This is a genomic window from Actinoplanes sp. NPDC049598 (assembly GCF_040675435.1).
Lineage (GTDB): Bacteria > Actinomycetota > Actinomycetes > Mycobacteriales > Micromonosporaceae > Actinoplanes.
Genome location: NZ_JBFAOX010000007.1, coordinates 203,898 through 216,393, shown reverse-complemented (window position 1 = coordinate 216,393; position 12,496 = coordinate 203,898). Strand labels below are relative to the sequence as shown.

The 12,496-nt window shown below is 70.7% G+C and carries 7 protein-coding genes and 2 pseudogenes; 7 read left to right on the top strand and 2 right to left on the bottom strand.

Features of this window, described 5'->3' with window-relative positions:
• Positions 1-21: 21 nt before the first annotated feature.
• The 4 genes and pseudogenes from AB0J66_RS18540 to AB0J66_RS18525 all read left to right on the top strand — a co-directional run bounded on the left by AB0J66_RS18540 (position 22) and on the right by AB0J66_RS18525 (position 9,049).
• Positions 22-747 carry a hypothetical protein gene (locus tag AB0J66_RS18540; protein ID WP_364661691.1) on the top strand — a complete coding sequence of 242 codons (726 nt, stop codon included), beginning with the start codon at positions 22-24 and terminating at the stop codon, positions 745-747.
• Positions 748-1,151: 404 nt separating this feature from the next.
• A pseudogene (locus AB0J66_RS18535) lies at positions 1,152-1,488 on the top strand (AbfB domain-containing protein).
• A 221-nt stretch (positions 1,489-1,709) separates the two neighbouring features.
• A complete protein-coding gene (locus AB0J66_RS18530; RefSeq protein WP_364661689.1) occupies positions 1,710-4,811 on the top strand; it encodes a DUF4082 domain-containing protein in 3,102 nt (1,033 codons plus the stop codon).
• A gap of 11 nt (positions 4,812-4,822) precedes the next feature.
• Positions 4,823-9,049, top strand: a complete 4,227-nt coding sequence (locus AB0J66_RS18525) for a DUF4082 domain-containing protein (protein ID WP_364661686.1) — start codon at positions 4,823-4,825, stop codon at positions 9,047-9,049.
• Here AB0J66_RS18525 and AB0J66_RS18520 read toward each other — a convergent pair.
• Positions 9,000-9,884 (bottom strand): DUF1295 domain-containing protein, encoded by an 885-nt coding sequence (locus AB0J66_RS18520; RefSeq protein WP_364661684.1) that lies wholly within the window; start codon positions 9,882-9,884, stop codon positions 9,000-9,002. The two genes, AB0J66_RS18525 and AB0J66_RS18520, sit on opposite strands and share 50 nt — an antisense overlap.
• Before the next feature lie 85 nt (positions 9,885-9,969).
• Here AB0J66_RS18520 and AB0J66_RS18515 point away from each other — a divergent pair, with 85 nt between their 5' ends.
• The 3 genes from AB0J66_RS18515 to AB0J66_RS18505 are packed head-to-tail and all read left to right on the top strand — an operon-like array spanning position 9,970 to position 12,102.
• Positions 9,970-10,758, top strand: a complete 789-nt coding sequence (locus tag AB0J66_RS18515) for a maleylpyruvate isomerase family mycothiol-dependent enzyme (RefSeq protein WP_364661682.1) — start codon at positions 9,970-9,972, stop codon at positions 10,756-10,758.
• Between the two features lie 49 nt (positions 10,759-10,807).
• Positions 10,808-11,137 carry a helix-turn-helix transcriptional regulator gene (locus AB0J66_RS18510; RefSeq protein WP_364661679.1) on the top strand — a complete coding sequence of 110 codons (330 nt, stop codon included), beginning with the start codon at positions 10,808-10,810 and terminating at the stop codon, positions 11,135-11,137.
• Complete coding sequence (locus tag AB0J66_RS18505; protein ID WP_364661677.1) at positions 11,134-12,102, top strand: hypothetical protein; 969 nt, start codon at positions 11,134-11,136, stop codon at positions 12,100-12,102. The genes AB0J66_RS18510 and AB0J66_RS18505 overlap by 4 nt, the downstream gene beginning before the upstream one ends.
• 202 nt (positions 12,103-12,304) lie before the next feature.
• On the opposite strand, the pseudogene AB0J66_RS18500 reads toward AB0J66_RS18505, so the two are convergent.
• Positions 12,305-12,496 (bottom strand): annotated as a pseudogene (locus tag AB0J66_RS18500) (hypothetical protein); the annotation flags it as partial.

Genomic DNA, 12,496 nt, shown 5'->3' with positions numbered 1-12,496 from the left:
ACTCGATGATCGGGTGAGCACATGCGACTCACACCTCTGACTCCCCTGCTTCTCACCGCGGTCCTCGCCGGATGCACCGACGTGGAGGCGATTCATGAGACCAGCGACGACCGGCAAGAGTTCGCCCTGACCGGCAAGCAGCTCGTCATCGACAACGACGGCGGCGATCTGCGCGTGGTCGCCGGCAGCGGCACCGCCCTCGTGGTGGAGCGGTCGCTGAGCGGCAAGGCGACCGTTAAGGGCAACGCCTCCTGGTCGCTCGGCGGCGACACGCTACGGCTGCGCGTCACCTGCAGCGGCTTCGTGCCCGACTGCGGCGGGCGACATATCGTGACCGTGCCACCCGGGGTCGCCGTCAAGGTGACCAGCGACTCGCCGGTCCGGGCGGTCGGTCTCTCCGCCGCCCTCACCGCGTCGGTGTCCGACTCCTGGCTGCGGGTCGAAAGGCCCACCGGCCCGCTCCGGCTCGACGCCGGGCTGAACGTGGATGTCACTGATGCCGCGTCGGCCGACGTCGAGGTCTCGTCCCACGACGGCGCCGCGCACGTGAGCTTCGCGAGCGCTCCCGACCGGGTGCGGGCCCGGGCCGGCGGCGCGGTCGACGTCGTGCTGCCGGCCGGCCCGGAAACCTATCGGGTCACCGCCTCACCCGGCCGCTCGGCCCTGCGCAGCGACCCGGCCAGCAAGCGGTCCATCGCCGCCTCGGCGGGCGAAGGCCGCACCGCGCAAGTGAGGAAGGCGAGCTGATGCCGTGCTGATCGACGCCGGAAACCCTGCAAGGGTCGCCGTTGACAACCGGTCTGTGATCGGCCTGCACCTGGCCGTCAGTACACGGCCTGGCCACTCACACGTGGGCGCCGACGGCTTCTGGGTGGCCTCGCGTTACCAGTACGCGATCGTCTACTCGGCGAACAACGGCAGCCATGTGTTCATGGTCAACTACACGTCGGACTTCCGTACCGTCAGCGCCAACGAGGTCTACTTCAGTCCCGGCTTCGGCGTGCTCGACGGTGACGTCGTGGTCGACGGGTCGACCTCCTACATGTACTTCAAGAACCTCTCCAACGACCTGATCTACGGCGCCCGCTCGTCCACCGGCGCCCCCGAACAGCTATACGACCTACACCAGCAGGCTGCGGCAGGGCAACTCGATGGAGGCGCCCTTGCTGATCGAGGAAAACAGCGGCAAGTACGACGGCCTGGTCACGTGCTGGGGACTGCCCGGCTGGGTGCGGCTGAAGTCCTACAACTTCCCCGACCGGTACGTCCGGCATGCCGACAACATCGGCCGCGTCGACGCCTACCCGTTCGACCCGCACCAGGACCAGCTCTGGCGCATGGTGGCCGGCTTGGCCGACGCCGCCGGCGTCTCCTTCGAGTGGTAACTATCCCGGCCGCTACCTACGCCACTACAACTTCGCGATCCGGCTGGACACCAACGACAACACCGCGGCCCTCCGGGCCGACGCCACCTTCCGCGTCTCCTGATCCGTAACTACGACCGGCGAGCGAACGGGGGAATCCACTGATCGGCGGGTCTTGGGATCCGGGTGGGACAAGGCTGGGCCGCTGACTGGGCCGACTAGTTGCGCACTTCGCCCACGGCGGACAGCCCTGTCACCCACCCGACAGATAACGGGTCGACAGATTCACATGCTTCGGACAGCGCTTGGGAGGCGATTCGCGTGCGTACACTCAGGACGTTTCTAGTGACTGCCCTTGTCGTCGCGGGGTTGTCCGTGGCCGGGGCCGAGCCGGCCGCCGCGGATGCCTGCGCGCCGCTGGTCAACCCGATCGCGTGTGAGAACAGCAAACCCGGCACGCCGAAGAGCACCTGGGACATCTCCGGCTACGGGAGCTCCGCGCTGCAGGGATTCCCCACGCAGATCAGCGTCAACGTGGGTGAGACGGTGCAGTTCAAAGTCGATTCGTCGGCGGCGTCGTACCGCGTCGACATCTACCGGATGGGCTACTACGGCGGAAACGGCGCCCGCCTGATCACCTCAGTCAACCCGGTCGGCCGGCAGAGCCAGCCGAGCTGCATGAGCCAGGCCGCCACCGGCCTGGTCGACTGCGGCAACTGGGCGGTGTCGGCCTCCTGGCCGGTGCCCTCGACCGCGGTCTCCGGCATCTACTTCGCGCGCCTCGTGCGGACCGACGGCACCTCCGGCGCGAGCCATATCCACTTCGTGGTGCGCGACGACGCCAGCCACTCCGGCATCGTCTTCCAGACCTCCGATTCGACTTGGCAGGCCTACAACCAGTACGGCGGCAACTCCCTCTACGTCGGCTCGCCGGCCGGGCGGGCGTACAAGGTGAGTTACAACCGGCCGATCACCACGCGCGGCACAGGCGCCGAGGACTACGTCTACAACGCCGAATATCCGATGGTTCGCTGGCTTGAGGCCAACGGCTACGACGTCAGCTACATCGCGGGCGTCGACGCCGACCGCAACGGCGCGTTGCTGCGCAACCATGAGGCGTTCCTGTCGGTCGGCCACGACGAGTACTGGTCGGGTCAACAGCGGGCCAACGTCGAGGCCGCCCGCGACGCCGGGGTCGACCTGGCCTTCTTCAGCGGCAACGAGGTGTTCTGGAAGACCCGCTGGGAGAACGCCTACCGGACGATGGTCACCTACAAGGAGACCCACGCCAACGGCAAGATCGACCCCGACCCGGCCTGGACGGGCAGCTGGCGGGATCCGCGGTTCAGCCCGCCGGCCGACGGCGGGCGCCCGGAGAACGGGCTGACCGGCACGATCTTCAAGGTCAACGCGGGAACGGTCAACCTGCAGGTGCCGGCGGCGGACGGCAAGATGCGGCTGTGGCGCGGCACCACGGTCGGCACCCAGGCCGCCGGCGCGACCGCCACCCTGGGTTCGGGCACGGTCGGCTACGAGTGGGACGAGGACGCCGACAACGGCGCCCGGCCGCGTGGATTGATCAAGCTGTCCACGACCACCGCCTCCGGCCTCGACGTCCTGCAGGACTACGGCTCGACCTACGCGACCGGCAGCGCCACTCATAACCTGACGCTGTACCGGGCGCCGAGCGGCGCCCTGGTCTTCGGCGCCGGCACCGTGCAATGGTCGTGGGGACTGGACAGCAACCACGACCGCGGCTCCGGCGCCGCCAGCACGCCGATGAAGCAAGCCACGGTCAACCTGCTCGCCGACATGGGCGTGCAGCCCGGCACGCTGCAGGCGGGGCTGACCGCGGCCACCGCCTCCACCGACACCGTCGGCCCGGCTGCGGTCATCACCACCCCAGCCACCGGCGCCACCGTGCCGGCCGGCTCGCCCACGGTCATCTCAGGGACTGCGACCGACACCGGCGGCGGCGTGGTCGGCGGCGTCGAGGTCTCCACCGACAACGGGACGACCTGGCATCCCGCCACCGGCCGCGCCTCCTGGACGTACACGTGGCGGCCCGGCAGCACCGGCACGCCCACCATCCGGGTCCGGGCCACCGACGACAGCGGCAACGTCGGCGCCGACGCGACCCGGACCGTCACCGTCGGCTCGCGTACCTGCCCCTGCAGCATCTGGGCCTCCACCGTCACCCCGGCGACGCCGACCGACCCGGACGGCACCGGTACGGAGATCGGCACCCGGTTCCGGGCCGACGTCACCGGGCAGGTGACCGCGATCCGGTTCTACAAGGGCAACGGCAACACCGGGACGCATGTCGGCCGGCTGTGGTCGAACACGGGCACCCAGCTGGCCACGGTCACCTTCACCGGTGAGTCGGCCTCGGGCTGGCAGCAGGCGAACCTGTCCACCCCGGTCACGCTGAGCCCGAACACCACCTACGTCGTCTCCTACTACGCACCGAACGGCCACTACGCCGGCGACACCGACTACTTCGCGACCCAGGCCTACGACAACGCGCCGTTGCACGCGCTGCGCGACGGCACGGACGGCGTCAACGGCGTCTACCGCCTCGGTACCGGCTTCCCCACTCTGGCCTGGCGCAGCGCCAACTACTACGTCGACGTGGTCTTCACCCCGGGCAGCAGCGTCCCCGACACCACAGCGCCCACCATGACCACCCGCTCCCCGGCGGACGGGTCGATCGGGGCGGCGATCACGGCCACGCCGTCCGCCACCTTCAGCGAGCCGGTGTCAGGCGTGGTGATGACGGTGAACGGAGTGCCGGGCACGACCAGCTACAGCAACGGGACCGCGACCTTCACGCCCACGGCGGCGCTCGCCCCGAACACGGCCTACACCGTGACGGTCAGCGGCGCCAAGGATCTCGCGGGCAACACGATGGCTTCCACCTCGTGGTCGTTCACCACCGCCGCGCCGGGCAGCAGCACGACCTATTCGGTCTGGCCGGCCACGGCCGTGCCGGTTACCCCGGCCGACCCGGAGACCGCGGCGGTCGAGCTCGGCATGCGCTTCCGCTCAGACGTGGCCGGGCAGGTCACCGGCGTCCGCTTCTACAAGGGCACCGGAAACACCGGCACCCACCTCGGCCGGTTGTGGTCGAACACCGGCACTCAGCTGGCCACGGTCACCTTCACCGGCGAGTCGTCGAGCGGCTGGCAGACCGCCGTCTTCTCGGCACCGGTGACGATCACCGCCAACACCACCTACGTCGTCTCCTACTACGCGCCGAACGGCCACTACGCGGCCGACACCGGATTCTTCGACGAGGGCGTCGACAACGGCCCGCTGCACGCCTTGGCCGACGGCACCGACGGCGGCAACGGCCTCTATCGGTACGGCACCGGCGGCGGGTTCCCCACCAGCACTTGGCAATCGGCCAACTACTGGGTCGACGTCCTCTTCACCGCGGCCTCTTGAGGGGGAACACGTTGCGAAAACTGACGATGGTCCTGGTCCTGCTGGCCGCCCTGCTGATCGCGCCGCAGGCGGCCCAGGCGGCCACCTGCCCATGCTCGATCTGGCCCACCACGGCGACGCCGGCCAACCCGTCCGACTCCGACACCGCCGCCGTCGAGGTGGGCGTGAAGTTCCGCGCCGACTCCGACGGGTTCGTGACCGGCGTCCGGTTCTACAAAGGCAGTGCCAACACCGGTACGCACGTCGGCCACCTGTGGAGCGCGAACGGCACGAACCTCGGTACCGTTACGTTCACCGGCGAGACCGCCTCCGGCTGGCAGAGCGCCACGTTCGCCAGCCCGGTCGCGATCAACGCCAACACCACCTACGTAGCGTCCTACTACGCGCCGAACGGCCGCTACGCCGGCGACGACGGGGCGTTCGCGGCCGCTGGGGTCGACAACGCCCCGCTGCACGCGCTGCGCGACGGGGTGGACGGGGCCAACGGCGTCTACCGGTACGGCACCGGCGGCGGTTTCCCCACCAACACCTGGCAGTCGGCCAACTACTGGGTCGACGTCGTCTTCGAGACCAGCGCGGCCGACACGACGCCGCCGGCGGTCACCGGCACCAGTCCCGCCTCGGGCGACACCGGCGTGGCCACCACGGCCACGGTGAGCGCCACGCTGAACGAGCCGCTGCAAACCGGCACGGCCGCCCTCGCGGTGCGCGCCGGCACCACGGCCGTAGCCGGCACGACCGCGTACGACGTCGCTACCCGAACTGTCAGCTTCACGCCGTCGAGCGCCCTCGCGTTCGCTACGACGTACACCGCCACGGTCAGCGGAGCGCGGGACACCGCGGGCAACACGATGGCCGCCCACTCGTGGTCCTTCACGACCGTGAGCGGCGGCTCGGCCTGCCCGTGCACGATCTGGCCGCCCACCGCGACGCCGGCCACCGCCGCGGCCGCCGACAACAGCGCGGTCGAGCTGGGCGTCAAGTTCCGGGCCAACGCGGCCGGCTTCGTCACCGGGCTGCGTTTCTACAAGGGCGCCGGGAACACCGGCACACACACCGGCTCGCTCTGGAACACCGCCGGCACCCGGCTGTCCACGGTCACCTTCACCGGCGAGACGGCCACCGGCTGGCAGAGCGCCACCCTGCCCAACCCGGTCGCGGTCACCGCCAACACGACGTATGTGGCGTCGTACCACACCGACACCGGCTTCTACTCGACCACCGCCAACGGGCTCGCCTCGGCCGTGACCCGGGGCCCGCTGACCGCGCTCGCCAGCGGCAGCAACGGCGGCAACGGCGTTTACCGGTACGGATCCAGCGCATACCCGAACGCCAGCTACCAGTCGACCAATTACTGGGTCGACGTCGTCTACAACACCACGGCCACCGACACTGTGGCTCCCGGCCTGGTCGACCGTGCCCCTGCGGCGGGCGCCAGCGGCGTAGCAGCCACCACCGCGGTCAGCGTCACCTTCAACGAGCCGGTCTCGGGCGCGGTCCTGACCCTGACCGGGCCGTCGGGCGCGATCACCGGGACGACCGCGTACGACGCCGGCAGCAACACGGTCACGTTCACCCCGTCGACCGCACTCGCCTACTCCACCGCATACACGGTCTCGGTGAGCGGGGCCCGCGATGCCGCCGGCAATGTGATGACGCCGGTGACCTGGACCTTCACCACCGGGGCGGCGCCACCTCCGCCACCCGACCAGGGTCCCGGCGGACCGATTCTCCTCGTTCGGCCGCCGAGCGGCTTCACGCCCTTCCTGGCCGAGGTGCTGCGCACCGAGGGCCTCAACGAGTTCACCACCGCCGACCTGTCCACGGTCACCGCGACCACCCTGAGTCAGTACGACGTCGTGCTGCTCGGCCAGTCCACGCTGACCGCAGCCCAGGTCGCCATGTTCACCTCCTGGGTCGAGGGCGGCGGCAATCTGATCGCGTTCCGCCCGGACAAGCAGCTGGCCGGGCTGCTCGGTCTCACCGCCACGACGGCCACGCTGGCCGAGGGTTATCTGAGGGCGGACGGCAGCGGCATCACCGACCAGACGATCCAGTTCCACGGCAGCGCCGACCGGTACACGCTGAACGGCGCCCGGGCCGTGGCCACGCTCTACTCGAACGCGACCACGGCCACCACCAACCCGGCGGTGTCCCTGGCCGACGTCGGAAGCAACGGCGGGCAGGCCGCCGCCTTCAGCTTCGACCTGGCCCAGTCGCTGGTCTACACGCGGCAGGGCAACCCGGCCTGGGACGGCCAGGAACGCGACGGCTCCTCGCCGCGGCGCTCCGACGATCTGTACTTCGGTGGCAGCAGCACCGACTGGGTCAACCTGTCCAAGGCCGCCATCCCGCAGGCCGACGAGCAGCAACGGCTGCTGGCCAACCTGATCGGCGCGATGAACCTGGACCGCAAGCCGCTGCCGAAATTCTGGTACTTCCCGCGCAGCCTCAAGGCGGTCGTGGTCGCCACCGGTGACGATCACGGCGTCGGTGGCACGGCCGGCCGGTTCGACCAGTACGCGGCGAACAGCCCGGCCAACTGCGTCGTCGACGACTGGCAGTGCGCGAGGCACACCTCGTACGTCTACCCGGCCTCGCCGTTGACCGGCTCCCAGGCGTCGACCTACCAGTCCCGCGGTTTCGAGGTCGGGCTGCACGTGAGCACCAACTGCGGCGACTACACTTCCGGCACGCTGACCGGCTTCTACACCAACCAGCTCGCCGGCTGGCACGGCGGCTACAGCAACGTGGCAGGACCGGTCACCAGCCGGACGCACTGCATCGTCTGGTCGGACTGGTCCTCCCAGGCCACGATCGAGGCGGCCAACGGGATCCGGCTCGACACGAACTATTACTACTGGCCCGGTCCATGGGTCGCCGACCGGCCGGGTTTCATGACCGGTTCCGGTATGCCGATGCGCTTCTCCCCCAAGACCGGTGGGCTCATCGACGTCTACCAGGCCGCCACGCAGATGACCGACGAGTCCGGTCAGAGCTACCCGTTCACCGTGGACACACTGCTTGACCGCGCGCTCGGGGCCGAGGGCTACTACGGCGCTTTCACCGCCAACATGCACACCGACAACGCCACGACGTACGACAGTGATCAGGTGCTCGCTTCGGCCCGTGCGCGCGGGGTTCCGCTCATCACGGCCAAGCAGCTGCTCACCTGGCTCGACGGGCGCAACGCGTCGTCGTACTCGGGGATTTCGTGGTCCGGGACGGACCTGTCCTTCACGGTGAACGTGGGCACGGGGGCCAACGGCCTGACCGGCATGGTTCCCACGCTCGGCACCGGTGGCCGCACGCTGACCGGGCTCACCCGGGCCGGTTCGCCGGTGGCGTTCACCAGGACCACGATCAAGGGCGTGGAGTACGCCATGTTCACCGCCGCCCCCGGCGCATACGTGGCCACCTACGGCGCCGCGGCGAAGGCGACCGGGCCACAGCCGGGCCAGGCCACCGCCACTCCGGACAGGACCGCCCCGGACGGGAGCCAGCCGGGCACGACCGCGCCGAACAAGGCCAGAGCCGACAAGACCGCGCCGAACATGATCCCAGCTGACAGGACGGCACCGGTGATCTCCGCGGTTTCGGTTCTGCCGCGGCCGGACGGGACGGCGACGGTCACGTGGAATACGAACGAGTCGGCTGCCTCGACCCTGCGGGTGGACGGGCAGGACTGGCCGGCCGATCTGGCCGGGCGGCGGCACACCGCGGTGGTCAGCGGTCTCGACCCACAGACCACCTATCGGTTCGACGTACGCAGCACCGACGCGGCCGGCAACCTAGCCGTGTCGGCGAAGTCCAGCTTCGTCTCCAGTGCCGCCGGGGTGGCCGACTGGACCGAGCCCTCGCTGCGCACCGGGACGCTCAGCGGGGCCACGGTCACTTCCGATGGCGTACGGCTGGCTGGTGACGCGCGCCGGGGGTCGATGGTCTCGCGGGTGCTCGACGCGGGGCAGATGGTGAGCTGGGATCGGCTGTCCTATCAGGCTTCGGTGCCCTTGGGGGCTTCGGTGCGGCTGTCGGTGCGTACCGGCAGCACCTCGACGCCTGGCGGTAGCTGGACCGAATGGAGGCCTTTGAGAGAGGGGGACCGGGTCGTAGGTGGCTCACGCTATGCGCAGTATCGGGTCGAGCTGACCCGGGGCAGCGCCTCGCCTGTTCTCCGGGGCGTTGGCATCACGAGTGACGCGAAGCCGTTGGCGGGGCCGGGCGAAACCGGGAGGTAGGCAGGAGGGCCGGGGTACGCCGCAGGTATTCGGCGTAGCCCGGCCGCCGCTGCAACGAGCGACGATCCATCAGCGGCACACTGACGAAGAGGAACAGCAACACCATGGCGACCGGGCCGGCCACGGTCCACCACCAGCCGGGCGCGGCCGCCAGGGCGAACAGCCACATCGACCACCAGAACATGATCTCGCCTAGGTAGTTGGGGTGACGCGAATGCCGCCAGAGGCCTCTGTCCAGCACGCGGCCGCGGTTGGCGGGGTCGGCGGTGAAGCGGCGCACCTGCCGGTCGGCCACCGCCTCGAGCACGACCGCTCCCGCCCCGACCACCACGGCGGCCGAATCCAGCAGGCCCCAGCCGCGGCCGGTGACCGTCAGGGCCGGCCAGACCGGCAGCATCGCGGCGAACACCACGAGCGTCGGCATGACCTGGATGCCGACCAGGCTGACCAGCCAGAACGGCAACCACGAGGGCCGCTGCGCCCGCAGCTGGACGTAACGCCAATCCTCATGCGACAGCCCGCGCCAGCCGGCGGCCCAGTTGGCGGTCAGCCGCACCGCCCAGGCGACCATGACCACCAGCAGCGCCACCTGCCGGACGGTGAGCGGTCCGCTCAGCCACACCACCGCGATCACCGGCGGGGCGACCGACCAGTACGGGTCGTACAGGCTGGCGTTCCCGACGATGAGGCTCGCCACGAACACCACGACGGTGGCGGCCAAGTCGGCCACGAGCGTGACCAGCAACGGAGGCCCGCCGACGGTGACGGCCACCGCCCACGCGGCGATTCCGGCCACGGCGTAGGTCAGCGCCACGACCGCCCGATCGAGTGCCATTCCGCGAGAATACGACCGCCGCCGATGAGTTCGGCCGGCCCGCCGAGTCGGTTACAGCACAACACGCCGACGGAAAGGCAGTCCCATGACCGAGTTGACGCCGGAACGGGCCCGGCAAGCAATCGTCGACCACACCGCGCGCCTGGCCGACTCGGCCACCACGGCCGGACCGGACGCGAACGTGCCTACCGCCCCGGAGTGGACCGTGGCCGACCTGGTCGCGCACGTGGGCCAGACCCAGCACTGGATCGCGGAGATCATCGAACGGCGGATCACCGACCCCACGCAACTGCCGACGGACATGGCCGCACGCCCCGGCGATCCTCACGAGTGGCCGGCCTGGCTGTCGGAGTCGGCGCGGCGGGTCGTCGCCGCGTGCTCCGACGACGCCCTCGACGCACCGGTGTTCAACGCCGCGGGTGACGAGCGGAGCGGAACCCGGTTCTGGCTGACCAGCGTGCTCAACGAGTCGGTCGTCCACGGCTTCGACGCGGCCGCGGCGGCGGGCCGGCCACCCAGCGTCGAGGCCGACGTCGCGGCCGCGCTCATCGGCAACCACCTCGCGATGCTCACCTCCCCCACCTGGACGATGCAGCGCCCCAGCTCCGCCCACGCCCTCCGGGGCACCGGCCAGACCCTGCAGTTCCAGGCCACAGACCTCAAGAGCGGCTGGTACGTCGAGCGACAGCCGACCGGGGCCACGTGGCACCCCGGAACCCGGCCCGCCGACGTGACGGTGACCGGCCCGGCCGGATCGCTGCTGCTGGCTCTGACCCGCCGGCTCCCGCTCACCGAGGCTGCTGGGGTCACTGTGGACGGCGACTTCGGTCTGGCCCAGCACTGGATCGACAACACCGCCCACGTCGCCGACTGACTCCATAATACGGTTGACGTTATACATCGCTCACCGTACTGTCCTCGTTGTGCAAGAACCCACGTTCCTCATCCTCACCGCGCTCGCGGCCCATCCGCTGCACGGCTACGGGATCATCCAGTCCGTCGGCCTGCTCTCCGACGGGGAGGTGAATCTGCGGCCCGGCACGCTCTACGGGGCGCTCGACCGGCTCGACCAGCAGGGACTGATCGAGGTCGAGCGCGAAGAGGCGGTCAACGGCCGGCTACGGCGGTACTACCGGCTCACCGACGGCGGCGCGGCGGCCCTGACCGAGCAGGCCGAGCGCCTCCGGCGCCGCTCGGCCGCGGTCGACCGGCAGCTCGCTCTCCGGCCGCGTCCCGCCGGGGGTGTGGCGTGAGCTACAAGACGCTGCTCGCGGCCTATCCGGCCCGGCTCCGCCGCAAGCACGGCCCCGAGCTGATCGAGACCATGCTCGAGATGGCCGGCCCCGGCGGCCGGCCCGCCCGCGCCGATCAGAGGCGGCTCGTGCTCGATGGTCTGCGGGAACGGTTCCGCCCGCCCGCACGCCGGCCGTTCGCCTTGGTCGCGGTCGTCATCGCCCTGCTGATCGGTGGCGCCCTGGGCGCGGCCGTCGGCTCCTGGCTGGGGACTTTCGGCTACGCCGCCCTGCCCGGTCCCGAGGCGTTCGGCTTCGACCGGGGCTTCAACTCCGAGCACTACTTCTGGGCGCAGGGCTCGATTCCCGCCGGCACCGATGCACAGCAGGCCGCGGAGCAGATGCACGAGAAGCTGACCACCGACGGCTGGACGGTCGGGCCGATCATCTCCGAGGACGGCCGGATCGCCAACACGCACTTCGCCGCGGAGTCCGCCGGCGTGCGGGTCGACGTGTACGCGTACCCCTTGATCACCTCCGTCGACGTCACCGGCTGGCCGCAACGCCCCGCCTCGTACCTGCCCTTGACCATCGCCGGAACGCTGCTGGGCCTGGTCGCCGGCTGGCTCGCCGGCGTGGCCCTGGCCCACCGGATCCGGGCCGCCCGCCACCCCGCCCCGAGCGCGGCCCTGGCCATCGCCGGCCTGCTCCTGGTGATTCCGTCGGCCGCCGGTTTCGTCGCCTCGCTGCTGCGCTACCTGACCGTCGCCGACCCGCAGGGCACGGGCGAGCTGGTGCACAGCCACGGCTTCGCCTTCGGCCCCACGATCGACCTGCTGCGCGCCCACAACATGGGCGAGGGCTGGCTCCTCACCCCCAGCGACTTCCAGCAGCTGCCTCTGTGGGGCTTCGCCCTGATCGCCATCGCCGCGCTCGTAGCGCGCCCCACCCGCGACCAGAAACTCCACAACCCCACCGCCGCCTGACACGGACGACAGCCAACCCCGACACCGGCAACCACCAGGCCCGCGCCATCCAACGCGGGGCCTACGGTCGCTGGCTCAAAGCAAAGACCGGCGGTCAGCGGCTGGAGTTAGGTGACGCAGCGGAGGCCTCGCCACGCGGCGGCGTAGAGCCGGGCCAGGACTGGGCTGAGCCGGGCTGAGCCGGGCTGAGCCGGACCGGGACTCAACCGAGGCCGAGCTTCGGCTGGGCCGGCCGGGGGCCGGACTGGCCGGGGCTCGGGCCGGGCCGAGCTGGGCCGAGCTGGGCTGGGCCGAGCTTGGCCGAGCTGGGCTGGGCCGAGCTTGGCCGAGCTGGGCTGGGCCGAGCTTGGCCGAGCTGGGCTGGGCCGAGCTTGGCCGAGCTGGGCTGGGCCGG